Annotated in this window: 25 protein-coding genes; 6 read left to right on the forward strand and 19 right to left on the reverse strand. The window is 65.2% G+C overall.

Annotated elements, in window-relative coordinates; genetic code table 11:
• Positions 1-6: 6 nt before the first annotated feature.
• The 3 genes from N536_RS38495 to N536_RS0114885 all read left to right on the forward strand — a co-directional run bounded on the left by N536_RS38495 (position 7) and on the right by N536_RS0114885 (position 3,034).
• Positions 7-660 carry a TetR/AcrR family transcriptional regulator gene (locus N536_RS38495; protein ID WP_231514530.1) on the forward strand — a complete coding sequence of 218 codons (654 nt, stop codon included), beginning with the start codon at positions 7-9 and terminating at the stop codon, positions 658-660.
• A 64-nt stretch (positions 661-724) separates the two neighbouring features.
• Positions 725-1,876: an acetyl-CoA C-acetyltransferase gene (locus tag N536_RS0114880; RefSeq protein ID WP_029114331.1), complete on the forward strand. Its 1,152-nt coding sequence runs from the start codon at positions 725-727 to the stop codon at positions 1,874-1,876.
• Positions 1,877-1,879: 3 nt separating this feature from the next.
• Positions 1,880-3,034 (forward strand): acyl-CoA dehydrogenase family protein, encoded by a 1,155-nt coding sequence (locus tag N536_RS0114885; RefSeq protein ID WP_029114332.1) that lies wholly within the window; start codon positions 1,880-1,882, stop codon positions 3,032-3,034.
• Between the two features lie 10 nt (positions 3,035-3,044).
• On the opposite strand, the gene N536_RS0114890 is transcribed toward N536_RS0114885, so the two are convergent.
• From N536_RS0114890 to N536_RS38500, 15 genes are all read right to left on the reverse strand, one after another.
• Positions 3,045-3,305, reverse strand: a complete 261-nt coding sequence (locus N536_RS0114890; RefSeq protein WP_029114333.1) for a cytochrome C oxidase subunit IV family protein — start codon at positions 3,303-3,305, stop codon at positions 3,045-3,047.
• Between the two features lie 8 nt (positions 3,306-3,313).
• Positions 3,314-3,952: a cytochrome c oxidase subunit 3 gene (locus N536_RS0114895; RefSeq protein ID WP_051574502.1), complete on the reverse strand. Its 639-nt coding sequence runs from the start codon at positions 3,950-3,952 to the stop codon at positions 3,314-3,316.
• Between the two features lie 17 nt (positions 3,953-3,969).
• Entirely contained in the window at positions 3,970-4,680 is a 711-nt protein-coding gene (locus N536_RS0114900) for a hypothetical protein (protein ID WP_029114335.1), read from the reverse strand.
• 10 nt (positions 4,681-4,690) lie between these two features.
• Entirely contained in the window at positions 4,691-5,554 is an 864-nt protein-coding gene (locus N536_RS0114905) for an SDR family oxidoreductase (RefSeq protein WP_029114336.1), read from the reverse strand.
• A gap of 54 nt (positions 5,555-5,608) precedes the next feature.
• Positions 5,609-6,946 (reverse strand): aldehyde dehydrogenase family protein, encoded by a 1,338-nt coding sequence (locus N536_RS0114910; protein ID WP_197040147.1) that lies wholly within the window; start codon positions 6,944-6,946, stop codon positions 5,609-5,611.
• A gap of 62 nt (positions 6,947-7,008) precedes the next feature.
• Positions 7,009-7,800 (reverse strand): coniferyl-alcohol dehydrogenase, encoded by a 792-nt coding sequence (locus N536_RS0114915; RefSeq protein ID WP_029114338.1) that lies wholly within the window; start codon positions 7,798-7,800, stop codon positions 7,009-7,011.
• Between the two features lie 8 nt (positions 7,801-7,808).
• Positions 7,809-9,068 carry a cytochrome P450 gene (locus tag N536_RS0114920; protein ID WP_029114339.1) on the reverse strand — a complete coding sequence of 420 codons (1,260 nt, stop codon included), beginning with the start codon at positions 9,066-9,068 and terminating at the stop codon, positions 7,809-7,811.
• Positions 9,065-10,603 (reverse strand): acyl-CoA synthetase, encoded by a 1,539-nt coding sequence (locus N536_RS0114925; RefSeq protein WP_029114340.1) that lies wholly within the window; start codon positions 10,601-10,603, stop codon positions 9,065-9,067. Before N536_RS0114925 ends, N536_RS0114920 begins: the two co-directional genes overlap by 4 nt.
• A gap of 8 nt (positions 10,604-10,611) precedes the next feature.
• Positions 10,612-11,016: an SCP2 sterol-binding domain-containing protein gene (locus N536_RS0114930; protein ID WP_029114341.1), complete on the reverse strand. Its 405-nt coding sequence runs from the start codon at positions 11,014-11,016 to the stop codon at positions 10,612-10,614.
• 107 nt (positions 11,017-11,123) lie between these two features.
• Positions 11,124-12,440, reverse strand: a complete 1,317-nt coding sequence (locus tag N536_RS0114935; protein ID WP_029114342.1) for an NAD(P)/FAD-dependent oxidoreductase — start codon at positions 12,438-12,440, stop codon at positions 11,124-11,126.
• A gap of 27 nt (positions 12,441-12,467) precedes the next feature.
• Positions 12,468-13,628 (reverse strand): acyl-CoA dehydrogenase family protein, encoded by a 1,161-nt coding sequence (locus tag N536_RS0114940; protein ID WP_029114343.1) that lies wholly within the window; start codon positions 13,626-13,628, stop codon positions 12,468-12,470.
• A gap of 3 nt (positions 13,629-13,631) precedes the next feature.
• Positions 13,632-14,840, reverse strand: coding sequence for an enoyl-CoA hydratase-related protein (locus tag N536_RS0114945; protein ID WP_029114344.1), 1,209 nt, complete (start codon positions 14,838-14,840; stop codon positions 13,632-13,634).
• A gap of 1 nt (position 14,841) precedes the next feature.
• A complete protein-coding gene (locus N536_RS0114950; protein ID WP_029114345.1) occupies positions 14,842-15,294 on the reverse strand; it encodes a MaoC/PaaZ C-terminal domain-containing protein in 453 nt (150 codons plus the stop codon).
• Positions 15,295-15,331: 37 nt separating this feature from the next.
• Complete coding sequence (locus N536_RS0114955; RefSeq protein ID WP_029114346.1) at positions 15,332-16,309, reverse strand: hypothetical protein; 978 nt, start codon at positions 16,307-16,309, stop codon at positions 15,332-15,334.
• The gene (locus tag N536_RS38500) at positions 16,306-17,367 is read right to left on the reverse strand and encodes a phosphotransferase family protein (RefSeq protein ID WP_036436439.1); all 1,062 of its coding nucleotides are present in this window, start codon (positions 17,365-17,367) and stop codon (positions 16,306-16,308) included. The genes N536_RS0114955 and N536_RS38500 overlap by 4 nt, the downstream gene beginning before the upstream one ends.
• 161 nt (positions 17,368-17,528) lie before the next feature.
• Here N536_RS38500 and N536_RS0114965 point away from each other — a divergent pair, with 161 nt between their 5' ends.
• Positions 17,529-18,581 carry an LLM class F420-dependent oxidoreductase gene (locus N536_RS0114965; protein ID WP_029114347.1) on the forward strand — a complete coding sequence of 351 codons (1,053 nt, stop codon included), beginning with the start codon at positions 17,529-17,531 and terminating at the stop codon, positions 18,579-18,581.
• A gap of 9 nt (positions 18,582-18,590) precedes the next feature.
• On the opposite strand, the gene N536_RS0114970 is transcribed toward N536_RS0114965, so the two are convergent.
• Positions 18,591-20,300: an AMP-binding protein gene (locus N536_RS0114970; protein WP_029114348.1), complete on the reverse strand. Its 1,710-nt coding sequence runs from the start codon at positions 20,298-20,300 to the stop codon at positions 18,591-18,593.
• Between the two features lie 4 nt (positions 20,301-20,304).
• Entirely contained in the window at positions 20,305-21,936 is a 1,632-nt protein-coding gene (locus tag N536_RS0114975) for a class I adenylate-forming enzyme family protein (protein ID WP_036436440.1), read from the reverse strand.
• A 210-nt stretch (positions 21,937-22,146) separates the two neighbouring features.
• Between N536_RS0114975 and N536_RS0114980 the strand changes: the two genes are divergently transcribed.
• The gene (locus N536_RS0114980; RefSeq protein ID WP_029114350.1) at positions 22,147-23,223 is read left to right on the forward strand and encodes an oxidoreductase family protein; all 1,077 of its coding nucleotides are present in this window, start codon (positions 22,147-22,149) and stop codon (positions 23,221-23,223) included.
• Positions 23,224-23,389: 166 nt separating this feature from the next.
• A complete protein-coding gene (locus N536_RS0114985; protein WP_231514531.1) occupies positions 23,390-25,018 on the forward strand; it encodes an HNH endonuclease signature motif containing protein in 1,629 nt (542 codons plus the stop codon).
• Positions 25,019-25,075: 57 nt separating this feature from the next.
• Here the strand turns inward: N536_RS0114985 and N536_RS0114990 are convergent, their stop codons facing one another.
• On the reverse strand, positions 25,076-25,669 hold the full coding sequence (locus tag N536_RS0114990; protein WP_064751550.1) for a hypothetical protein: 594 nt from the start codon (positions 25,667-25,669) through the stop codon (positions 25,076-25,078).
• Between the two features lie 52 nt (positions 25,670-25,721).
• Positions 25,722-26,276: a VOC family protein gene (locus N536_RS0114995; RefSeq protein WP_029114353.1), complete on the reverse strand. Its 555-nt coding sequence runs from the start codon at positions 26,274-26,276 to the stop codon at positions 25,722-25,724.
• Positions 26,277-26,320: the final 44 nt, after the last annotated feature.

A 26,320-nucleotide genomic window follows, 5' to 3' on the forward strand; every position in this document is an offset into this window, starting at 1 on the left:
GCCGTCGTGAACCCAGATGCCCTGCGTCCGTCGACAGTCGGCGCAGACCCACCCAGTGGCACGAAGTACGCCCGCACGCGCACTCGAATACTCGACGCTGCGGCATACGTTCTGAGCCACCAAGGTTACGCCGGCACACGGCTGTCGGACGTTGCCGCGCGCGCGAACGTTCGAACACCAGCGATCTACTACTATTTCGCGTCTCGCGACGAACTCATCGAAGAGGTGATGACCGGCGGCCTCGCCGCCATGAGGGAACATCTCAAGTCGACGTTGGCCGCGCTGCCGCCCGGCACGTCCGCCATCGACAAGATCTTGGTCGCAGCGGAAACACACCTTCGCCACGAGCTGGAGATCTCCGACTACACAACGGCTTCCATCCGCAACCAAGGTCAGATTCCACTCCACCTGCGCGACCATGCTGATCGAGTCGGCGATAGCTACGGCGCGTTGTGGCGGCAGCTGTTCGACGAAGCCATCCGCACGGGCGAGTTACGACACGACGCCGATCCGCGGATCACCCAGATGCTCGTGCTCGGAGCCCTCAGCTGGACGGTGGAGTGGTGGGATCCGCGCCGCACCTCCCTCGATGCAGTCGTTTCGGCAGCGCGAACGCTCATCCGTGGAGCGCTGGAAGACGAAGTCGCACCCAACATCTGAGTCAGCAATCGCGAGCCCAGCCGAGCTCATGGCGACGGTTTTTATTTTGTGTTAGATTCTCTGCATGCCTGAAGCCTTCATCGTCGACGCAGTCCGCACCGCAGTCGGCAAGAGAAACGGCGGATTCGCCGCCGAACATCCCGCCGACATGGCCGCACACGTCATCAAGACCGTCGTCGGTCGACACGACGTGGACCCCGCCGCGATCGATGACGTCATACTCGGCTGTCTCGACAACATCGGTTCGCAAGCGGGTGACATCGCGCGCACTGCCGCGCTCGTAGCGGGCCTTCCGGAGTCGGTCCCCGGTGTCACGATCGACCGCCAATGCGGCTCTGCGCAGCAGGCCGTGCATTTCGCCGCCCAGGCCGTCATGAGCGGCACGTCGGACCTCATAGTCGCCGGCGGCGTCCAGAAGATGAGCCAATTCCCGATCTTGAGTGCCTTTGCCGCCGGGGAGCCCTATGGCAGCACCGATCCGTGGACCGGATGCCGCGGGTGGCGGGAGCGCTTCGGCGACCAGGAGATCTCGCAGTTCCGCGGCGCCGAGATGATTGCCAGCCAGTGGAAGCTGAGCCGCGAGGACAACGAGCGCTTCGCGCTGGAGAGCCACCGTCGCGCGCTCGCGGCCATCGAGAATGGCTACTTCGAGCGCGAAATCTCCCCCTACTCCGGCATTTCGACGGATGAAGGTCCGCGCGCCAACACCTCGTTGGAGAAGATGGCGACACTGCCGACCCTCACCGAGGGTGGGGTTCTCACCGCGGCCGTCGCCAGCCAGATCTCCGATGGGGCTGCCGCACTGCTGATCGCGTCACAGGACGCGGTCGATCGCTTCGGCCTAACCCCACGAGCGCGGATCCATCACATGTCGGTCCGCGGTGCCGATCCGGTGATGATGCTGTCCGCGCCCATACCGGCGACCCAGCACGCGCTGAAGCGCGCCGGCATGTCCATCGACGACATCGACGCGGTCGAGATCAACGAGGCATTCGCTCCGGTGGTCCTCGCGTGGCTCGCCGAGCTGGGAGCCGATCCCAAGCGGGTCAACCCCAACGGCGGGGCAATCGCCCTCGGCCACCCGATCGGCTGCACCGGGGCGCGCCTGATGACGTCACTGCTGCACGAACTAGAACGCACCGGCGGTCGGTACGGCCTGCAGACCATGTGTGAGGGCGGCGGGCAGGCCAACGTCACCATCATCGAGCGGCTCTGACCCATGAAGCGGGCGCTCTATGGGGCCGATCACGAGGCCTACCGGGAAACGGTGCGCGAGTTCTTGGCCCGGGAAGTCGTCCCGCACCAGGATGATTGGGACCGCGAGCACTGGATCGATCGCGAGGTGTTCGCCCGGGCGGCCAAGGCGGGCATCTATGCGTTGCAGGTCGGTGAGGAGTACGGCGGAGCCGGCGAGCCCGACTACCGCTACCGGATGGTGGTCAGCGAGGAGATCGCACGCATCAACGCACTGTCCTTCGGGCTCACGATCAGCCTGCAGGACGATCTGGTGCTGCACTATCTGCTCGATCTGACCAACGACGAGCAGAAGCGGCGCTGGCTGCCGGGTTTCGCCACGGGCGAGATCATCGGAGCGCTGGCCATGACCGAACCCGGTGCGGGCAGCGATCTGAAGGGCATCCGGACCACCGCCCGCAAGGACGGCGACCGTTGGCTTCTCAACGGCCAGAAGACCTTCATCTCCAGCGGAATCATGGCCGACCTCGTCGTGGTGGCCGCACGGACCAACGCCGACGGCGGGTCTGGCGCCTTCAGCCTGTTCGTCGTCGAACGCGGCACACCGGGCTTCGAGCGGGGCCGTCAGCTGGAGAAGATCGGCCTGCCCGGGCAGGACACCTCCGAGCTGTTCTTCAACGACGCGATCGTTCCCGAAGCCAACCTGCTCGGTGAAGAAGGGCGTGGACTCCCCTACCTGATGAGCCACCTGCCCCGCGAGCGGCTCGGAGTGTCGGCCAAGGCGATGGCCACCACCAGGGCGATTTTCGAACTCACCTGTGACTACTGCCGGGACCGGACCGCATTCGGCAAGCCGCTCACCGCCAATCAGCACGTCCGTTTCGAGCTCGCCGAGATGGCCACCGAGATCGACGTCGCCGAAGCATACGTCGACAAGTCCGTAATAGCCTACAACGCAGGCGAACTCACCGACATCGACGCCGCAAAGGGTAAGTGGTTCGTCAGCGAGCTGCAGAAGCGCGTCGTCGACCGCTGTCTGCAGCTGCACGGCGGCTACGGCTACATGGCCGAGTACCCGGTCGCCCGCGCATTCGTCGACACCCGCGTGCAGACGATCTACGGTGGCACCACCGAGATCATGAAGGAGATCATCGGCCGCGCAATCGCCTCGCGCGGCTGACGCCCCATCGTCAGACGACCACCAACGCAGCAGCCGCAGCGGCGACTACGCCCACCCATAGGGTGAACACGATGCGCAGAGCCAGCGGAGCGTCTCGCAACTCCATGAAGTCGCGACCGATGAAGTAGATCTTGGCGAAGGCGATCAGGATCGTCAGCGTTGCGGCCACGCCGAGCGCGCCACCCGTCAGCGACGACACGCTGCCCAGCCACCAGGTGACGCACGTGGCGACGACAAGGATTGCGAATACCACCGTCACCCTCGTGGGCATGGCGCCGTTCACTCGGCACTCACCAGGTACACCAGGGCGAAGATCGCCACCCACAGCAGGTCGACCATGTGCCAATAGGAGGCGATGCCCTCGACGAACCGCTGCTTGCCGTCCCATGCCTGCCGGCGTTTGCACATCAGCTGCCATGTCACGAGAAGCGCGGTTCCGACGATGACGTGCAACAGATGCAGACCGGTGAGGATGAAGTAGAAGTTGAAGAACCGCCCTGCTACCGGGGTGTGGCCTGCGGAGATCTCCAGGGAGTACTCGATGGCCTTGAGGCCGGCGAACACGGCCGCGCAGCCGATGGCGCCCGCGATCAACCTTCGCGCGTCGAGGTACCGGGCGGCGCGGTGCGCGAACAGAGCTCGCACCACCAGGTATGAGCTCAGCAGCAGCACGAGGGTGTTGACTGCGCCGATCGGTTGGATCAGTTGGTGTGCCGCGTCTTTGAAGCCCGCGAGGTCTGACCGGCGGTTCCACAGGAAGGCGAGCATGATGGCCGCAAACAGCGTCATGTCCCCGAGCAGGAAGATCCACAGCCCGGCCTCACCGGGGATGTGGCCGGGGCGCTCCTTGCGTTGACGCGCCGGCACGCCCACGCGAACCTCCGTGCCACCGAGGAACTCTGGCAGCTCAGGGTCCACGCCTAGACTCAGGTGCGTCATGCCGCGGCGACTGCCACCGGCACCGGATCCAGGTCGGTCGAATCCTTGATGGCCTTGCGCAGGGTCAGTCCCATCACGACGAGGAAGACGCTGTAGGTGGTCAGCGCCAGCCAGAAGATGAAGATGCCCCGCCACGCGAAGGGTCCGCTGTGGAAGAAGAACGCGAGCGGGTCGGGGACGAACGAGAACGCAATCCAGAAGTTCACATACGCCACCCAGCGCGGCAGTGTTTGGCGTTTGTCGTTCAGGATGGCCAGGCCGATCGCCACGTTCTGAATCATGAAGGGAGCGATCGGAGTGATGAACAACAGCCACGCGATGTCGTTGAGCATGACGGTCAATTCCGGATTGCGGTCGGGGCGAAAGGCGATGGTGGTCATCAGAAGCAGCGGCAACAACAAGCAGACCCCGGTGGCCGCGCCGGTGATCAGTTGCAGGAACGTCAGGATCGGCGTTCGGCCCTCCATCTTCACCATGTGTACGCCGATGACGGCGATCAGCGGGAAGACGAAGCAGACGCCAAGAGTCGAAATTGCCAGTCCGGCAATGACCCTGGTGTCGTGGCCGTAGAAGTTGACAACCTGCTCGACCGAGCTCTCCGACCCCAGCGGGATCGGCAATACACCGGCGATGAGCCAGCCGATCAGTGTGATCACCAGGGTGGCAGGACCACCCCAGGCGCACACGGTGAGTACTCGCTTGGTCATCGAATATCCTTCACCCGAGCGGATTGACGCCGAGTTCGACGTTCGACAGATCGGAGATCTCCGACCACCGCGAGGTGATCTCGTCGACGGTGGGCGGCTCCGAGAACGACACGCCCTTGTTCTGAAACTGCGCTACGCGCTGGATGTTTCCACCACCAACGACGTACACGCTGCCGGTGTCGGTGCATTGTTCACTCAGCAGATAGCCGACGACTGGCGCCACCTGGTTCGCCGGGAGCTTGTCGAGCAGTTCTGGCGGGGCGACGTCCGTGGTCATCCGCGTGGCTGCCATCGGCGCGACCGCATTCGCCAGAATTCCGTACTTCGCGCCTTCGATCGCCAGCGTGTTGATCAAGCCGACCAATCCGAGTTTGGCGGCGCCGTAGTTGGCCTGCCCGAAGTTACCGAACAGCCCGCTTGTCGACGTGGCCATGACGATCCGGCCAAACTTCTTCTCCCGCAGGTGGGGCCACGCTGCGCGCGTGACGTGGAACCCCCCGTAGAGGTGAACCTTGAGCACCGCATCCCAATTCTCGGCACTCATCTTGTGGAAGGCGCCGTCGCGCAGGATGCCCGCGTTGTTGACCACGCCGTCCAGCGTTCCGAACTCCTGCACCGCAGCGTCGACGAGTGACTGGGCACCGTCCGGGGTGGCGATGTTGTCGTAGTTGGCCAGCGCCGTACCACCGAGCTGGCGGATCTCGTCGACGACCGTGTCCGCCATGGCCTGCCCGAAGCCCGATCCGTCGCGCGCGCCTCCGAGGTCGTTGACCACGACGCGCGCGCCTTCGTCGGCGAGCAGCAGCGCGTACTCGCGGCCCAGCCCTCCGCCCGCACCCGTGATGATCACGACCCTGCCGTCGAGTCCCGCCATGTTCTAGTTACTTCCCTTCGTGTGTTCATTCGTGAAACGTGGATAGTCCGGCCCTCAGAACAGCTTTCGCATGACCTTCAGTGCACGTTCGGTGTACGGCGGATAGACGAGCATCGGATCCGGCTTCGTCGACTTCGACAACACTGCTCTGCGATGGCTCATCGTTTCGAAACCCCACCGTCCGTGGTAGGCGCCCATGCCGCTGGCTCCCACTCCGCCGAACGGCAGTTGTGGGACGAGGCAGTGCATCGCCACGTGGTTCACCACGGCGCCGCCCGAGGGGATCTCGTCGACGAGGCTTCGAGCCAGCTGGCGTGAGGCGGTGAAGACATACAGCGCCAAGGGCTTTGGCCTGCGGTTGACGAACTCGATGGCAGCTGCGGTCGATTCGATGGCGATCACCGGCAATATGGGGCCGAAGATCTCGTCACCCATGACCGCATCGTCCGGAGACGGATCCAGGATCACAGTCGGTTCGATCGTCAGGCTCGAGCGCTCGAATCCACCCCCTGCCACCACGGACCCCGTGGTGGATTCGATGAGCGCTGCCAGCCGGTCGAACTGGCGCGCGTTGACTATTCGCATCCCACGGCCGTCATCGTGAGCACTAAAAGCCTTGATGTTGGCGACGATCTTGTTCGTCAGCTCGTTGGCGATCGATCGATGCGCCAGCACGTAGTCGGGCGCGATGCAGGTCTGCCCGGAGTTCATCAGCTTGACCCACGCGATGCGTCGGGCGGCGACGTCCAGATCCGCGTCGGCAGCCACGATGACCGGACTCTTGCCGCCCAGTTCCAAGGTCACCGGGGTGAGCGTGGGTGCGGCGGCGGCCATGATCTTCTTGCCGATCTCGGTACCACCGGTGAAGAGGGCGTGGTCGAAGCCCTGCGCCAGCAGATCCTGCGTGGTCTGACCGTCGCCCTCGACGACGCGCACGGCGTCAGCGTCCAAGTACAGCGGGACCAACCTTGCCAGCATCGCGGACGTGGCAGGCGCAAGCTCCGAGGGCTTCAGCACGGCGCAGTTTCCGGCCGCTACGGCGGCGACGAGTGGTCCCAAGCTCAGATAGACCGGGTAGTTCCATGGCCCGATGATGAGCACGGTGCCGAGCGGGTCGTACTGCACCCAACTGCGTCCCGGCAACTGGGCGAGTGGCAAGGGTTGTCGTTGGCGGCGCATCCACTTCTTCAGATGCTTGCGGGCATAGGCCGCCTCACCCTTGGTCGAGGCAATGTCGCCGAGCCACGCTTCGACCGCTGGCCGGCCGAGGTCGGCGTGCAGGGCGGCGACGATGTCCGCTTCTCGCTCGTCACATAACCGCTCGATCGCTTCGAGCTGGCTCAGCCGCCACTGCAGACTTCGGGTCAGGCCGGTGGCGAACACGCGCCGCATCTCCGACAGGTCGAAGGTGGATGCACTGGGTTCGGTAGGCGCCTGTATGGACACGTCGCCGCTCAGATCTCTGGCGCCGGAACGACTCCGGTGATTACGGCACCGGTGATTCCGCCATCGACCACCAGCGCGTGGCCATTGACCCACCGTGCCTCGTCCGAGGCCAGGAACAGCACCGCTGAGGCGATGTCGTCGGGATCGGCGTGCCTGCCGAGGAGCTCCTTGACACCGTCGAGGTTGTCCTTCCCCATCGACTCCTCGAAGTCCACCAGGATGGGGGTTTCGACCGGACCGGGCAGAACCGCGTTGATGCGAAGGCCCATTTGCGCCACGGCCAATCCCATCGTCATGGTGTAGACGGTGGTGGCCTCCTTGGAGAAGTTGTAGGCGTTGCCCTGCTGCGGGTTGGCCTTGAACCAGTCAGCGCCGTCCTCGAAGGTGTCGGTGGCCAGCAGGTCTCGGATGACGTCGAGACGGGCCGGCCAGCCGAAGCCGGCGGTCGAGGACACGATCGTCACGGAACCGCCTGGAACCAAACGTTCGAAGAACGCCTCGGTCAGGTGCCGGACCGCGAGAGTGTTGACCGCGAGCACCAGGTCCGCGGGCGCCGTGCCCGGAATCCCGGCGACGTTCATGAGACCGTCGAACTGACCGTCGAGCTGCTCGACGGCGGCGTCGATGCTGCGGGGGTTCGCCAGATCCACCTCGACGTGGCCGTGCACGGCGGCCGTGGGCGTATTCCGGTCCAGCGAAACGACTTCCGCGCCCGCGGCGAGGAGGCGTTCGGCCACGGCGTTGCCGATGCCGGACGCAGCGCCCGTAACGACGAAGCGCTTACCCGTGAAAGCAGTCATCGGTCCTCCTAGTCGAGGGTGTAGGGCAGGGACTTGACGGCGCGCACGAAGTTGCCGACGAGGAACTCCGGCTCGCCCACGCGCAGATTGGGCGCGCGGAAGATCAGCTCGCGGAAGCAGGCCTCCAGCTGCATCTTGGCCAGGAAGCTGCCCATGCAGAAGTGCGGCCCGCCGCCACCGAATCCGACGTGGTTGTTGGGCTTTCGCTGAATGTCGAACGTGCCCGGATCGGTGAAGACCCGGTCGTCGCGGTTACCCGAGGAGTACATCAACATGACCCAGTCGCCCTCCTTGATCTCCTGATCGCGGAGGACGGTGTCCTGGGTAGCCGTTCTCCGGAACGTCATCACTGGACTGGCCCACCGCACGAACTCCTCCATCGCCGGCTTGATCAGTCCGTCGTAGTCCCGCTCCAGCAGTGCCCGCTGGTCGGGAAATTCCTGAAGTGCCATCGCGGTCAAGGTGATGGTGTTACGCGTGGTGTCGTTGCCTGCCACCGACAGCAACACGAAGAAGGCGCCGAGCTCGTCGTCGGTGAGCTTGCGGCCGTCGATCTCGGCTTGCACCAGTTGTGACATCAGATCCGAGGTGGGATGCGAACGTCGCTGTTCGGCGAGTTCGAGGCCCGCCGTCAGCAGCCCGACCAGCGAATCGCTGAGCACTTCGCCCGATTCTCGACCGGCCGCGACGTCCTCATCGGCCCAGGACACCATGCCGTCGGCGTTGTGCGCAGCTTCCTCCCGCAATTCTGGTGGTAGACCCATCATTTCGTAGATGGCCCACATGGGAAGACGCTTGGACACCTGCTCGACGAAGTCGCCCTCCTTGGTCAGGAGCAGCTCGTCGACGATCTGAGTCGCCTGGGCCTCGATTTGATCCTGGATCTTGGACACCTGTCTGGGGGTGAACACCGAGCTCACCAGCCGACGCAGCGTGGAGTGCTTGGCACCGTCCATGCCCAGGAAGGACTGTGCGGCGTCGAGGATGTCTTCCGGAACGGCCTCGATCTGCACACCCTGACTCGAGCAGAACAGCTCCGGGTTCTTGCTCACGTAGCTGATGTCTTCGTGCCGCGTGACTGCCCACACGCCGTCGATCTCGGGAACCATCAGCGCCCCGTCGATGGGTCGGTGCCAGCTGACCGGGCGTTCGTCGCGCAGGATCTTGAACGACTTCTCCCGACCTTCGGCTGTGTCGGCCCAGAAGCTCAGCGGCGAGATGCTGACGGGGTCGTACGTGCGGGCGGGCTGACCTGTCGCGACACTCATCTTCCTACCTCCACATAGCGATCCAGCAGTTTGCGTTTGACGAGCTTTCCGGTAGCCGACCTTGGGAGTTCGTCGATGAAGTCGACCGAACGCGGTGCCTTGAAGCGCGCCAGCCGTTCGCGGACGTAATCGATGATCTCCGCGGCCAATTCGTCGGACTCCGCAACGCCGCCGCGTAGTTGCACGACGGCCTTCACTTCCTGACCCATCTCGGGATGGGGAACTCCGATGACGGCGACGTCGAAGATCGCCGGGTGCAGCGCGAGTACGTTCTCTACTTCTTGCGGATAGATGTTCACTCCACCCGAGATGATCATGAAGGCCTTGCGGTCGGTGAGAAAGAGGTAGCCGTCCTCGTCGAGGTAGCCGACATCACCGACGGTCGCCCAGTTGTCGTGGCCGGGATGCCTTGACTCGTCGGTCTTCTCGGGATCGTTGTGGTAGACGAACGCAGGCGCGTCGCGCTCGAAGTAGATGACACCAGGCTGGCCGGTCGGTTGTTCGACGCCGTCGTCGTCACAGATGTGGACGACCCCGAGCGCGGCCTTGCCGACCGATCCACGCTTCGTGCGCCACTCGTCGGTGTTGATCAGCGTGATGCCGTGACCTTCGGTCGCGCCGTAGTACTCGGCGAGGATCGGTCCCCACCAGGCGATCATCGCGTCCTTGACGTCGGGCGGGCACGGAGCGGCGGCGTGCACGGCCAGCCGCAACGAACTCGTGTCGTATTTGGCGCGCGTCTGCTCGGGCAGATGCAGCATGCGCACGAACATGGTTGGGACCATCTGCGTCGTGGTGACACCGAACCGTTCGATCGCGACGAGCGACGCCTCGGCGTCGAACCGCTCCAGCACCACGACCGTGCCGCCCAGGGCCTGAACGGCACCGCACCACTTCAACGGAGCCGCGTGATAGAGCGGGGCGGGCGAGAGGTAGACGTCGGCGTCCGTGAAACCGAATCCGTGTGCCAGCAGCGCGGTGATGGCGTCGCCGGGTTCGTCGACCTGGATCGGCATAAGGCTTGGCTTGATGCCCTTCGGCCGTCCCGTCGTACCCGATGAGTAGAGCATCTCCGCCCCGCGGGGTTGATCCGTGAGCCTCGGGCCGGCGTCCCGCAACAACGCTGAGTACGACCCGTACCCGTCGATCGAGCCGCCGAACGAGTATCGGTGGTCCACCTCCGGCACCAGGCCCGCGACCTGGGCGGCCAATTCTGCGACGGCCCCGGAGGCGATGAGAACCCGCGCACCACTGTCCCGAACGATGTAGGCCGCCTCGTCACTCGACAGATGCCAGTTGACCATGGTGATGTAGAGGCCAGAACGGACTGCCGCCCAGTAGATCTCAAACGTCTCGGGAGCATTGTCGGTGAGTACCGCGATGACGTCACCGGTCCGTAGGCCCAGCTCGTGCAGCGCCGACGCCAGCCGGGCGGAGTTCTCGTCGAGCTCGGCGTAGGTCACCGTCGCGTTCGATGCCGCCATGATGACGGCGGGGCGGTCGGGCGCCGTTGCCGCGTGGGTTCCTGGGTACATGTCGGCCCTTAGACGATCAGGTCTTCGCGGCCGTCGTCCTTGAGTCGCTGGATGTAGCCGGCGTACAGCTTCTTGCCCAGCGGCGCCAGTTTGAGGAGGCTCGCGACGTTGCCGTCGACCTTGACCTTCCGCTTGGCCATTGCCATCGGCAGGTTGACCTTGCCCTGCCAGTAGGCATTGCCGATGTCGGCCGTCATGGTCATGGTGGCCGAAGGCTCCGGCGTGCCCGCTCCCCCAGCGGTGACGACCTTGTTCGGCATGTCGACCACGACGAGGGCCTCGGGATCGCTGAAGTCGAAGGCGACGACGAGGCCGGTTTCGGTCAACTTCGGTCCGATCTCGGGATCCCCGAATGCGTTTTCGAAGATCCCACCGATGTACTTGGTGACCTCGTCAGAACTGTTGAACCCCATCGTCGCCTCTCCCAGGTCGGGCTATGCCACAAAACTTATTCTGGATTAAAAAATGATAGTAGTTATGATCGGCGCCACAGTCAACAGCCGGTCGTGGCGCGTGACACCTAACTACTGGTGGTCAACGCGTACGTCGCAACGATCTCGTCGACGACGAGTTGCGCGGTCTCGGCGCAGGCCGTGGTGCCACCGTTGGCGTACTCCTTGACGGCATCGCCGACGTTCCACAAGCCCTCGAACGGGGTGTCGCGCGGAAGGTCGTACCCGGCGACGGCGCGCTGGGGCGGCCAGCCGTCGCGCGTCACCGCGACGTTGAGAATTCGCGCGCGGTCGTCGAAGCCGGTGATCGCATCGCGCAGATCCTCCAGCAGCAGGTCGGTCTCGGCCTGCTCGTCGAAGTCCCCCACGGACGGTTTGGGCACGGCGGTGCCCACGTAGAGATGCCATCCTTCGGGCGCCATCTCCGGACAGACGTCGGTGAAGTTCGCGACGTAGGCCAGGCGCCGGGACTTGGCGAAGCTCAGCATGCCCGGCACGTCGACGAGTCGCTCCTGGCTTGCGAAGTTCACCGAGATCATCGCGGTGGGGCGGTCCCCCCGTTTCACCAGTTCCCTGTAGTCGTCGGGAACGTCGTCCGCACCGATCAAGCCCACCGTCGCCGCGGGCCCGACATCGCTCACCACGATCGAGGACGCGACTTCCGTTGTCACACCGTCACGTTCGATGACTACGCCGGTCACCTTGGTACCGTCCACGACGATCTTGGCGACCTCGGTCGACAACCAGATCTCGCCGCCGTGCGAGGTCACCACGTTGGCGAGGGCCCGCCACAGCCCGATCGTGCCCTCCGGATGGAAGCCGAAGCGCTTGAACGCACTCTTGCGGGTGAAGTAGGTGAGGAACACGCGAGCGGGAAGGTCCTCGGAACCGACGGCGAACACCGAGGCGCACATGTTGCGGAAGATCCCGTGCACCCCTTCGTTCTTGGTGTACTTCGAAACCCATTCGGCGGTGGTGATCTCGTCCTCCGGCAGGCCGGAGTCCGACCGCGCGGCGCCGATGCCCTTGACCAGCTTGGCGCCCTGGCGCGTCAGCTTGCCGAGCAGGAACCCCCAGCCGCCGCCAGTGACGTCGACGTCCTTGCCGCCGATCCGGTACAGAATCGGTGGGCTGGGCTCACGGATGTCGAAGGGCGCGCCGACCTCGTCGCAGGTCTGTTGGGTGATGCCGCCGACCTCGATGACGATGGCACCGTTGTTCACCTTGAACCCGTCGATGTCATCCGTCGAGGCGCGACCGCCCACCTTGTCGAGACGCTCGACCACCAGGGTGCGGTAACCCCGGTGCGCGAGACGGGCGGCCGTGAACAGGCCTCCGGCACCCGCTCCGATGACGATGGCGTCGAATGATTGCTTCTCGGACACGGTGTTCCCCTTCGTGTTTCAGAGCTACTAGTAAGACTTGGGCAGGCCGAGCGACGTCTGCGCGATGAAGTTGAGCACCATTTCCCTGCTGACCGGTGCGGTACGCATCAGGCGGGTGATGAACCACAACTCCGAGAGGCCGTACTCGTGCGACAACCCGTTGCCGCCGTGGGTCTGGATGGCCTGGTCGAGCGCCTGCAGCGCGGCCTCGGATGCGGCGAACTTCGCGATGTTGGCTGCCTCAGCGGCCGACTGGCCGGCATCGAAGAGTTCGGCGCTGCGGATGGTGGCCAGCCGACCGAGTTCCACGGCGATGTGCGCCTCGGCCAGCGGATGAGCGATGCCCTGGTGCGCCCCGATCGGGGTCGACCACACCTGGCGCTGTTTGGCGTAATCCGCTGCCTTACCGATGGCATACCGCCCCACCCCGCTGCAGATGGCGCCAACCAGGATCCGCTCGGGGTTGAGGCCGGCGAACACCTGCCGCAGTCCATTGCCTGCGGTGCCGATCAACGCGTCGTCACCGACCTCGACGTCGTCGAGGAACACGGTGAATTGGCTGTCCGGGGAGACGATCGACGTCTCGATCTTCTGGAATTGCAGCCCGGGACTATCGGTGGGGATCACGAACAGCGACAGGGCACTCTTCTCCGGCGTGGAGTGTTCGGCGTCCTTGGCCACCACGAGGAGGGCGTCGGCCTGATCGACGGCCGAGATGTAGTACTTCGACCCGGAGATCTTCCAGCCCGCGGCGGTGCGCCGTGCGGTGGTCGCGACGTTGTGACTGTTTGAGCCGGCGTCGGGTTCGGTAAGCCCGAAGGCCATCTTTCGGGACCCGTCGGCGATGTCGGGCAACCATTCCCGCTTCATCTCTTCGGAGCCATGATGGACGAGGATGTTGCCGCAAATCGCCGGGGAGATGACCCAGATCAGCATGGGCATCCCGTTGGCGGCCAGTTCCTCGACGACGACGACGGCTTCGGCCATGCCGCCACCCCCGCCGCCGTACTCCTCCGGCAGGTGGACGCCGAGCAGTCCCGCGGCGCCCAGGTCCTTCCACAGCTCTTCGATGCCCTGGCCGCTGCGGCCACGTTCCAGGAAGTACTCGGGGCCATACCGTCCGACGATGCCCGAGACACTCTCCCGAATTGCCTTGTGTTCAGCCGAATCCTCGACGAGTCCTGACATCTTCTACCTTCCTTCGAACTGGGGGCGGCGCTTCGCGGCGAAGCTGGCGATGGCGTTGGCGGCGTCGACGGTGGCGCCGGTGGCCTTGACGCCCTCGGTCTCGGCCAACAATTGCCGAGATAGATCGTTGTCCCAGGTGTCGCGCAGCAGTGTCCGCATACGGCCGAATGCGCGAGTGGGACCCTGCGCCAGGGAACCGGCCAACGCCGCAGCGCGCTGTCGGAGCTCCGCGGCGGGCACGATCTCGCTGACCATGCCCCAGTCAAGCGCCTGTTCGGCGGTGATGGGCAGGTTCTGCAGGTACGCCCGCGCGGCACGGGCCGGTCCGATGAGGCGAGGCAGGTGCCAGGTGCCGCCGCCGTCGCCCGAGAGCCCGATGCCTGCGAAGGCGGTGACGAACTGGGTACCTTCGGCGGCCAACACGATGTCGGCGGCGTACACGTACCCCAGTCCCCCGCCGGCCACCGATCCGTGGGCGGCGGTGACGATGGGTGCATCGATGCGGCTGAAGATCCGGAAGGCCTCGTGGAACGGTGTCGTCATGCGAGAGAAGAGGTTTCCGAACTCTTCTGGCGGAGACTCCCGGAAGTAGCCGATGTCACCGCCGACGGTCAGGCTCGGCCCGTTGCCGCGGATCAGGACTGCTCGCACGGACGGGTCGTCGGCGATCCTGCGTGCGGCGACCAGTGTCTCTTGCGCCATTCGCATGTCGATGGCGTTGCGTACCTCCGGCCTGTCGAGGCAGATGGTCGCGACGCCGTCGGTCACCGAGTAGTCGATGGTCTCGAAAGGGGCGTCGTCGCCAAGTGCGTCGATCCAGGCGGAGGTGTCGGTGAGCTGGCGCAACGAGGTGATGCGCCCGTCCCGATCGAACCGCAGCACGTGGGTGAATTCCGCGTCGAGTGTCCGTCCCGAACGGCGGGCAACTCCTCGGTAGTGCCCCGTCACCAGGAGGTCGCCGTCGTCGAGGACCCGCAGCTCATCGGGTTGTGCCTCCACCTTGAAGTGCTTGCCGATCTTCCACCACAGGTTGCGCTGCATGGCCTCGGCACCTCGGTGCTCACCGCCCATGCCCAACGGAAGGCCTTCGGCGGCATGGCCGATGAAGTCCTCGCTCAGCAGCGCGTTGATCGCATCCCGATCGCCTCGTGCCAGTGCGCGGTAGAGCGCCTGGGCGGTGGTGACTGTGCTAGTGCCGGTTTCGATGCTCATGTCAGGCCACGTACCTGACGATCGACTCGACGACGGCTGCCGGCTTGGTCGACCCCTCGACTTCGATGGTCGTCGTCAGCGTCGCCTGTACTCCCCCGCTGACGTCTGCCACGGAGGTGAGCTTCGACGCGGCGCGCACGCGCGAGCCCGTCGGCACCGGCGTGATGAACCGAACCTTGTTGAAGCCGTAGTTGATTGCCATCGCGACGCCGTCAACGCGATAGAGGTCGTGCAGGAAGCGTGGCAGCAACGACAGCGTCAGCAATCCGTGCGCGATCGTGCCCCCGTACGGGCCGCTCGCCGCGCGCTCCGGGTCCACGTGAATCCACTGGTAGTCGTCCGTCGCCTCGGCGAACTGGTCGACGCGCGCCTGGTCGACCACCAGCCAGTCGGTGGGACCGAGCTCCGCGCCCTCGGCGGCGGTGAGCTCGGCCAGTCCTGCGAACACCGTCACCTGCTCGTTGTCACTCTGGGTAGTCATCGTCTTCTCCTCACACCCTCATCCCGACCAGTTGGCCGTCGTGAACTTGATCCAGGTACTCCGACATGCCGTGCAGGGTGGTGCCGTCCTCGGCGGTCCACTCCGTCGCTGCCTCCGCGATCCTTGTTGCGTTGAGCCCGCCGTCGTCGTCGGCACGACGGTGGCGCAGCGGAACGACGGCGTCCACGTCGCCGCGGAACACCCATCGGCGCCTTGCAGCGGTGAGCACCACGGTCACCGACCGTGGTTGGGATTCGTCATCCCGCTCGGTCGAGACCTCGACGTCGTCGCAGACGTGTAAATCCGTTCCGTCCCAGACGAATCCACCCGAGCGGTCGGCGCCGTCTGCCGCACCGAAATACGCCCCCATGAATCCGAGTCCGTGGGCGGAGCCGTGCACCCATCGATAGAAGTGCGGTGCCTGCCAGGATCGGGGACCCCAGGAGTGGTCGCGCAGGCCGAAGCCCGTGAGGTCATTCGTCGTGTCGCCAAGGGTTAGTGAGCCGTTGACCGTCATCAGTTGTTCGTAGTGATTCGGCGCGAAGGACTCGCCGTCGCCGTCGAAGGTTTCGGCGTACGGGGGCGCGGCGGCGCGGAGATCGAGGCTGACGGTGCATCCGGTGCGTGGCGTGCTCGCCAACGCCGCCTTGGGGTCTCGAAGCGCCGCCGGGTCGGACAGCAGGTTGACGGTGCCAGCGAAGGTCACGCGCACGTGTTGGAACGGTTCGACCACTTCGACCGTCAGCCCGGCACCATAAAAAGAGTCGTCGGCGTCGACGTCCGGCCGCGCGAACCCGAACGCGACGGAGCCGTCGGGAAGATACAGGCACACGGTGCGTTCGCCACGTCCTTCGTTGGGGCGCTTCGCGAGCCGCAGGAACCCGCCAAGACCCGCTTTTGCGTCGTGGAAGTGGAAGTACATGGACTCGTTGAAGTTCGGTTCGGGACCGACGGGATGGACGTAATCGTCTGTTGCCGAGAGGTTCACGTCGCCGCCTGGAGATCTGCTGCAGCGGTGGCCAATAACGTCGCGATCGAGAGGTCGAGACGATCCAGATCCAACTGTCCGTGCACGCCCAGCGCGCCTGACCGGCGCCGAGCGGCCACGCCCTGCAGGAGGGTCGCCGCTCGCCATTGCGAGAACCCACGGTAGTAGGTGATCCGATCTACGTTGAATCCCGTTATGCGGCAGTACTCGTCGATCATTTGCTGCCTGTCGGGGAAGCCGCCGGCGCGTGTCGGGCTCGGCATCGAGATCGCGTCCTCCTCCGGCTGCCGCCAGTCGTCGAGCAGCCAGGCGAGGTCGGCGAGGGGGTCACCCAGCGCGCACAGTTCCCAGTCGAGGACGGCCGAAATGCGCGCCTCGTGCACCAGCAGGTTCGAGAGCCGGAAGTCGCCGTGCATGATGACCGGCGGCGGGGACACCGGCAGAGCCGCGCCAAGGCGAGCCCGCACGTCGTGCCAGATGAGGTCGTGATCGGTGCCCAGACCGACCCCGTCCCAGGTAGTCGACAGCCGTCGGATCTGGCGCTCCAGATAGGGAACACGCGACGGTCGGCCGAGATCGGCGAGACCCACGGACTCGGGGTCGAGCGCATGCAGATGGGCGAGGGTGCGGATGACTTGCACGCCCAGCTCGTGCCGCTGAGCCGGAGTCAGCGCAGCGGCATCGAGCTCGCTTTCCATGGCCGAGCCGGGCATCCGCTCCATCACGAAGAACCCTGCACCCGAGGGAGCCGTACCGGTACCGATGACCCGCGGAACCGGAACGCCACTGTCGGCAAGTCGCGACACGATGTGCGCCTCGCGCGTCACGTCGTGGGCGGACTGCGAGTGGTTTCCCGGTGGCGGCTCGCGCAGCACCCACTCTCGGCCATCGGAGCCGCTGACGATCGTGGTGATGTTGGACTGCCCGAAGCCCACACGGGCAATGGTGAGGTCACCTGTCACCGGCTCACCGTGGGCCTGCAGCCAGGCCGATACCGCGCTCGGGTCATCGCACATCAAGCCCGATGGTCCCGCATCCTGCGGACTCTTGACCGACACTGCTCACCTCCAACGAACTCCAGCGTGGAACGCGGTATTTAATCTAGATTAGACTATCGGGACCAGCCGTCAAAGCGCCGGCGGACGCAACGGAGTAGATTTTTTCTATCACCTGTTAAATTCGCGGCCATAAGGCTTCATTCCGCACACCGGAGCGTCACATGAAACTCGGCATGCCGATCACCTACGCCGGCGACTTCCGTGAGACGATCGCCAACCTGCGAGACTTCGAGGCAGTCGGACTCGACCGCGTCATGGTCCCCGAGGCCTATGGATTCGATGCCGTGACACAACTCGGCTATGCCGCCGCGGTGACCGAACGCGTCGAACTGGCATTCGGCATCCTGCCGATGTACTCGCGCACTCCCACGAACTTGGCGATGACCGCCGCAGGCCTCGACTACATCAGCGGAGGACGCTGCGTCCTCGGCCTCGGCGCGTCGGGCCCCCAGGTGATCGAGGGCTTCCATGGGGTGAAGTACGACGCTCCACTGCAGCGCGCCCGCGAGCACGTGGAGATCTGTCGAACGATCTGGCGCCGCGACAAGAGCGAGTTCCACGGCAAGCACTACCAACTCCCGCTATCGGAGGAAGCCGGAGGCGGCGGTCTTGGCAAGCCGCTGCGGATCATGAACAAGCCACTCCGGGAGCGAATCCCGATGCTGCTCGCAGCGACCGGACCGAAGAACGTCGCGTTGGCCGCCGAGGTTTTCGACGAATGGCAGCCGTTTCTGTTCCACCCCGAACTGGCGGCATCCGCCTTCGGCCCAGCGCTAGCCGCAGGACGGGCCAACCGCGACCCGGCCCTTGGCGCGCTTGGCATTGCCGTGCAGACGTTTCTGTTGGTCACCGACCATCCCGACACCGAGGCCGCAGCACTCGATCACGTGCGCAATCACGTCGCCCTCTATGTCGGTGGGATGGGCGCCAAGGGTAGGAACTTCTACAACTCGCTGTTCGCCCGCTACGGCTACGCGCACGAGGCGGAGTCCATCCAACAGCTGTACCTCACCGGAAAGAAGCAGGAGGCTGCTGCCGTCGTCCCCGACGACTTCGTTCGGTCCATTGCCCTCATCGGTTCGATCGAACGCATCGGGGAGCGGGTACATGCCTACCGGTCGGCTGGAGTCAGCTGCCTGGTTGCGGAACCTCTGGCACCGTCGCACGCCGAACGGGTGAAGCACGTCGCCCAACTCAAGGCGCTTACCGGGTGACGGAGCGACTCAGAGAGCTAAAGCCGAGGCGAGCTTGAACTTCTGCACCTTGCCCGTCGGTGTCTTCGGCAGATCGTCGGCGTCGACGAACACCACCCGCTTGGGCACCTTGAACTTGGCCAAGTTCTCCCGGCAGATCGTCAACACCTGTTCTTCGGTCATGACGGCATCGGGCGCGAGAACGATGATGACACAGCCGATCTCGCCCCAGCGATCGTCGACCAGCCCGACGGCGAACACCTGGCTGATGTCGTCGTGACGGGCGAGTAGGTCTTCGATCTCCTTGGGCATCACCAGCTCGCCGCCGCTCTTGTAGAGCTCCTTGCTGCGCCCGGTCACCTGCAGGTAGCCGTCCGAACGCACGACACCCAGATCTCCGGAATGTAGCCAGCCACCGCGCAGCGCCGCCGCGGTCTGCTCGGGTTGGTTCCAGAAGCCCTGCATGAGGGTCGGACCGGACGACACCAGCTCCCCTTCCCGGTCCGCGCCGACGTCTGCGCCGGTGCTGGGATCGACGCTCTTGTAGAGGACGAGCTCATCGGTACCCGGAACCGAAGCGGCAGCTGCCATTTTCGGCCTGCCCACCGTTTCGGTGGTCAGGTGCAGCGGATCCTCGGGCCGAGTCAGTGTCATCGCGCCGCCACACTCGGTCATGCCGTACCCGGTGACGATCTCGTGCACACCGAAGTCTTCCGCGACCTGCGTCCAGAGCCAGATGGGCGCCGGGGCGGAGCCGCACAGTATCGCCTTCAGGGAGCTGAGGTCGTATTTCAATCGAACCGGGCTTTCCACCATCGCGACCGCCATGGTGGGGACGCAGAGGATGTCCGAAGCGTGGTGGCGTTCGATGCCCGCGAAGTATCGGTCGGCTTTGAACCCGGTGATCGGGACGATTGCGCCGCCCACGTACAACACCGACAGCAGCCCTTCGACGTAGCCGAACATGTGGTAACTGGGCAGCGAGAACAAGATTCGGCGACCGTCCTCGAACGCACGGGTCAACGCGGACGCGTAGGCGGTCCGCAGCACGGCGTCGTGGGAGGTGGTGACGCCCTTCGGCGTTCCGGTTGTTCCGCTGGTGTAGAGGATGTCGGCGGGCGCATGGGGGTCGACGACGATGTCACTGAAGTCAATGCCGGATCCCAACTCGAGGAGACTTCGGACCGAGTGGACCCCGGGGCGGCATGGGCCGTTTGTCTCCAGGAGGACCACGTGCCGCAGCGCGGGCAGCGGGTCCTCGAGGGTCTGCCGGTCTGCGTATCCGGCGGCATCCCATCCGGGAGCGATGACGTCGAGCATCGACGGATAGTCCAGGCCGGCGAATCCGGTCATCATCACCAAGACGCGGCAGCCGGAATCGGCCAAGACGTAGGCGAGTTCGTCCTGTTTGTAGAGGAAGTTGAAGGGTACGGCGATGGCCCCGACTCGCGAAATGGCGAACTTGATCGGCACCCACTCCGGGTAGTTGGCCATCACCACACCCACCCGGTCGCCGGGACGCACGCCGAGCTCGACCAATCCGGCTGCCAGACAGCGGGATTGCTCGACGACGTCGTCGTAGGTGAGCGTCACGTCGTCGCAGAGGACCAACGGCCGGCTGCCGAAGCTTGCTGCTGATTCGTCTAGTCGTCCGTGCAGTGTGGTCGGCGTCCATGTCGGGAAGGCGGCCCGCAGCGCGGCACGCCTGGCGTCGATGTCCGGCATTGCGGTCGTCGTCATCGGTTCAGAGCTCCCTCAGTTGCCCGCGGATGATGGCGTCGCGCAGCTCGAACCTGCGCACCTTGCCCGTTGGCGTGACGGGCATTTCATCGGCGACGAACCATCGCGCCGGAAGCTTGAAGGGAGCGAGCCGGGTCGCAGCGTAGTCGCTGATCGCGGTCTTGGTTAGATCGGCGCTGCCATCGGCCAGGCGGATGACCGCACCCACGATCTCGCCCCACCGCTCATCGGGTAGCCCGACGACTGCCGCCTCCGCGACGGCATCGTGACCGAGGAGCACGCCTTCGATTTCGACTGGGGAGATGTTCTCGCCACCCCTGATGATCAGTTCCTTCAACCGACCGGTGACGCTGAGATAGCCGCGGGCGTCCAGCATCCCGAGATCCCCGCTGTGCACGAATCCATCGGCGTCCACCGCCCTGGCCGTCGCCTCGGGATCGTTCAGATAGCCGAGGAACTGCTGGTATCCGCGCGCGCAGATCTCACCGGGCTCGCCAACGGCCAACGTCTCGTTCGTATTGGGGTCGACGACCTTGCACTCGACTCGCGGTAGAGGCCGTCCGACGGTCGTCAGCTGATCCTCGCGCGAGTCGGACGGCCTGGTCGCAGAGAGCACTGGCCCGAGTTCGGTCTGCCCGAAGAGGTTGATCACCGACGCTCCGAACACCGCTTCGGCCGCCTCGATCATGCTGGCCGGCACGTTGGAGGCGCCGCCCATGATGACCTTCAACGTCGGCGCCGGCGTGGACGCGGCGTGCTGACACTTCAGCAGCGCACCGAGGATCGCGGGGACGTAGAACAGCACGGACACATGCTCGCGGCGTAGCGCCTCGAGCACCGGCACGGGCCGGAACCGTTGCACCAGAACAACAGTCCCGCCGATCCACAGCGGGCCCAGTGTGGCGATCACGCAGCCCGCGGTGTGAAACATCGGCAGCGGGTTGAGACATACCGAGCCGTCCTCGACCTCGACTGCCTCCAACGTTAGCTTTGCCACGTTGACCAGGGACCGGTGCTTGAGCAGCACGCCCTTGGGCCTGCCCGTGGTTCCGGAGGTGTATTGGAGCATGACCGCTTCGTCGGGGTCGGTGGGTGCGGCTCGCAGAACGGTGGGGCTCGCGTCGGCGGCCTGCCAGTGCGTCCGGTCGGAAAGGGATATGTACCTCAGGTGTGGAAGCCGTGGCCTCAGCGCCTCGACGACCGATGCCAGCTGGTAGTCCCTGCTGACATCCGCATGGATGAGAACTGTTGCGCCCGAATGAGTCAGCGCGTACTTGAGCTCTTCCTCCCGCAACGCGGGATTGAGGGCTACCAGCACCATCCCCGCCAACGCCGCGCCGTACTGAATGATCGGCCACTCCACCACGTTCGGCGCCCAAATGGCGACGTAGCTGCCCCGTGCGGCGAGGGCGCAGAGCGCCGTGGCGACGCGGGCGGCCTCGTCGTGGAGCTGTGCATAGGTCAGGCGTGCCGCCGTACCGTCGTGCCGAACGCCGACGATCGCGGGTCGCTCGGCATGGGTGTCGGCCCGTCGCGCCAGTAATGCCCCGACGGTGAGGTCGACGAGTTCCGCGCTGTCGTCGGAAGGTCGGTGGGCACGCCTGAGGATGGATGCACTAGCCGGCGCCGTTGTCATCGCGTTCTCCTCCCCTGCCGGTTTCGAAGGGACATTGCGTCCAGCATAGTCGAATGCAGATTAAAAACTAGTGTCACGCGCCCCGGTAGTTGGCTTGTAGGCTTGATCTAATGGCCTACACCGAAGTGAATGGATAGTAGAAACGATCACACTCGGCGTTGACGGTCGTCGGTGGCTGCTGCTACGGTCGCCCAACCTAGGAGGACGCCCGTGCTGCTCACCGCCTACACCGCAGAGTCCATCACCGCGCAAAGCGTCACGTCGATGCTGCAGGCCTCGGGCCGCTTCCCGGAAGCCATCGTTGAGGACCTGACGATCTCCCCGATCGGCACCGGCCAAATGGCCGCCAGTTACCGTCTCGAACTCCGCTACGCCACTCCCTCCGGCGATGCCCCGGACACCGTCGTCGCGAAGGTCGCCAGCACCGACGAGGCGAGTCGTCAAATGGCGGCCGCCACAGCTGCGTATCGGCGGGAGGTGTCGTTCTATCAGCGGCTGGCCGATCGCGTCGCTACGCGCACCCCGGACTGCTTCTACGCCGACATCGCTGAAGACGGCGTGAGTTTCGTTGTCGTGCTGGAGGACTTGGGCCCGGCTACGACACTCGAGCAGCTCGGCGGCTGCAGCCCGGACGAGGCGGCACTGGCCCTCGCGGAGGCTGCGGCGCTACACGGCAGTTCCTGGCATCAGCGCTACCTCGCGGAGGACTGGCTGCCGGCCGAACCGGTCTGGGGCATGCTCGGCGCAGCCATCCCCGAAGTCACAGCACCGTGGTTGGACCGGTTCGGCGGATATCTCGACGCCGGGCACGTCTCCGCGGTAACCCGCCTGGCCGCCGACGTCGGTACGTGGCTGGAGACGCTGCGCAACCATCGGACGTTGTGGCATGGGGACTTCAGGCTCGACAATCTGCTCTTCGACGCGTGCGGAGGTGCGGTTCCGGTGGCCGTGGTCGACTGGCAGAGTGTGGCCACGGCTCCCGGTGTCATCGACGTGTCGTACTTCCTGGGCAACTCCATGACCGAAGCCGATCGAGCCGTCCACGAACGTGACCTCGTCACCGAGTACCACGACAGACTGCTCTCGTACGGTGTGCAGAACTATTCGTTCGAGGACTGTTGGCGCGAGTACCGGGCACATGCCTTGTTTGGCTTGGTATTGACGATTCCGGTGTCGATGAGTGTGCAGACCACCGAGCGCGGCGATGCCATGTTCGGCGCGATGGCACGCCGTGCCGCAGAGCAGATCATCGCCAACGACAGCTACGAGGCACTGCGCTCGCTGTAACGCCGGCGGACTCCTAGCATGGGGGACCGACAGTTTCGTGGCGTCTGAACGCTCTCCGGGCGGGTTGTCCACAGTCGCGAATTCATCCACAGCGCTCGGCTACTGGCCCGACTGTTGTCTGGTTCCGGGAGCATGAATGTCTGGGTTCCTCAGCACGATTGGAAGCGTGTTGGAGGAACTGCCCCGGGGCGATGACCTATCGCACGTCGGCGACGCGGCGTTGGTCGATACCATCACCGGCTGGACCCGCGCCGCGGCCACCGTGGCCCATCACCGGATGGCCGCCATCGCCGAACTCACCGCGCGGCGCTGCGCCTCCGAGCAAGCCGTGGAGCGCGAGTTGTGGGCGTGTGATGGCTGGGACAGCGCGGCCGCCGAAATCGCCGCGGCAAGCGGAATCAGTCAGCGCACCGCCTCCACCCACATGCTCCAGGCCCACGCCCTACGCCACCGGCTGCCGATGGTCGCCAAACTCCTCGCCGACGGCGCCCTCGCCGAGAAACTAGCCCACACCATCAGCTGGCGCACCCGACTGATCGAGGACCCCGACATCATGGCGGCGGTGGATGCCGACCTCGCCGCCACCGCAGCATCGTTCGGCCCGCTATCGGTGACCAAACTCGAGAACGCGATCGACGCCGCCATCCTCGTCCACGACCCCGCCGCGGTCCTGCGATTCCACACCGCCGCCAAGAGCTGCGACGTGAAGTTCGGCGACGTCGATGACACCACCGGCACCACCTCCATATGGGGCAGGTTGACCGTTGCCGACGCCGAACTCGTGAAACGACGCGTCACCCAACTCGCCGCCAACCCCTGCCCCCACGACCCCCGCACCATGGGTGAACGCCGCTCCGCCGCACTCGGGGTAATCAGCGCCCTCGGCCTGCGCGGCGCCGAGGACGCCCGTCTGCCCTGCACGTGTGGGCGCACCGACTGCACCGCACCGGGACCCGATGCCCGCGCCGACGCCATCGTCATTCACATCCTCACCGACACACTTCCGGACGCGGGACCACCACCCGACCCCGAGCCGAACTCAGATCCCGACCGTGGGCCGGACGCTGGACCGACACCAGACACAGATCCAGACCCCGAACCGGGTCCCGCCGAGCCGGAACCCGACGTCGAACCCTCCGCTACCTCCACGGCAAAGCACCCACCTGCGCCCGAAAACCGCACCACCACTCCGGGGTTGGCGGTAATCGCCGGCTGCGGAATCGTGCCCACCCCGCTGCTGGCCGACCTCATTCGGCTCGGCGCACCCGTGCGCCCGGTACCGAACGCCGCCGAACTGTGCACCGAACCGCACTACCGACCGTCGGCCATGCTGGCGCGCTTCGTGCGCAACCGAGACCTCACGTGCTGCTTCCCGAATTGTGGCCGGGCGGCCGAACGCTGCGACCTCGACCACAGCACACCCTACGGCCCGGGCGGCCTGACACACCCCGGCAACATCAAATGTCTATGCCGAAAACACCACTTGCTCAAGACATTCTGGATCGGCCCCGGGGGTTGGACCGACCAACAGCTCTCCGACGGCACCATCGTGTGGATCAGCCCCACCGGACACCGCTACACCCGACCACCGGGCAGCAGACTGCACTTCCCACGATGGGACACCACCACACCGCTACCGGCCGGCACCCGCACACCACCGGCGACCACCTCCCCGGACCGCGGCCTGACCATGCCCACCCGCAAATACAGCCGCGCGCAGATTCGCCGCCAACGACTGCACGCGGAACGACAGCGCAACCAACGAGCCATCGACGAGGAACCGCCGCCCTTTTAGGGCGCTCGCATTATGGGTTCGGTCACTGTCTAGTAGGCCGCCAGGATCGGTTCCAGATCAGATCAGCACGGGTTCGTAGGCAGGCAACGGATTGACGATCGGTAGCAGCGTCTCACGGGCCTCCGCCTGGGTGATGACTTCACTCTCGGGGATCTGCGTGATCTCGACGGGGCCGATCGCGCCCCCGTGCTCCCCGATGAGTCGTGCCCGCTCGTCGTACGGCCAGAAGCTCGCCACCATCGTGGTCTTCCGATACCAGGCATCCAGCTCGTCGACGTCGTCGCCCATCGCCCGCAAGACCTCGCCACGGAGAAACTGATGGAAGTATGCCTCTTGCCCGAAACCTGAATCGTTAACTGCGATCTGCTCGTCGGTGACCGCGATGACGTTCGCGCCCACCGCCCTCATCTGGCGATACATCTCGTGAACCTGCGCGCCACGAATGATCTGACCACCCGTCGCCCCGAATTCGAGGATGTACACCGGCTCTTCGATCGTCATGTCGGGTGCGAAGATTGGCTCCCATTCGCCGGCCACCTCGAGCAGCGCATGCCGGCGATAGTTCGCCACTATTCGACGGTGTCTTGGGTTGTCCAGCGTCTCCAACAACCGGTCATGGGCAGCCGCATTGAGTCCGATGTCGAGTTTCATATCGAGGTCCTCCGTTGGTTCAGGCTGGTCGGTAGTGGATGTGCGGCAACGCTCATGAGGCCTGTACCCCGGCGAGAGTGGCAAAGAGGTCGCAAACGGGGTCGCTACCGTCCCACGAAACCGCGGACCGCCGGATGTGCTCGAAAAGTTGGGTGAACTCCGGCGAGGTGAGGTCAGCGACCTCGATCGCCGTGCCGTCGACGTTGTCCGCCAGGAAGTACGCGAAGCGGGCCGCACCCGCGATCGAGCCCTCACAAGTGGGAATCAAACCCAGCTCGTCGAGCCTCTTCAGGTCGCCATCGTAGGTCTGCGTCCAGCCCGACACGTGGTGCAGGCCTGCGCCCTTCGCGAGGCTGAAGTTCCGCCACGGCGAAGGCGCGTCGTTGAGCTGTTGTATGAGTTCGATCTGCACGTCGCCAAGGTTCGCGAGCGCGATGTTCAGGTCAGGTGCCGACGGCTCACCGTGGTAGGTGAAGTAGTCCAGCGGAACGTGATCGAGCCGATAAAACGGCCCGACGCCAACAACCGTGGTCCAGTGTCGGATGGCGGCGTCGAGATCGGTGACGACGTAGCCGTTCTGGCGGATACCGCCGAAGAATTTACTCATGAAACCTGGGCCTTCCAATCGAGAATTCGTCTGACGCAATAGCT

This window comes from Mycobacterium sp. URHB0044 (assembly GCF_000620625.1).
Lineage (GTDB): Bacteria > Actinomycetota > Actinomycetes > Mycobacteriales > Mycobacteriaceae > Mycobacterium.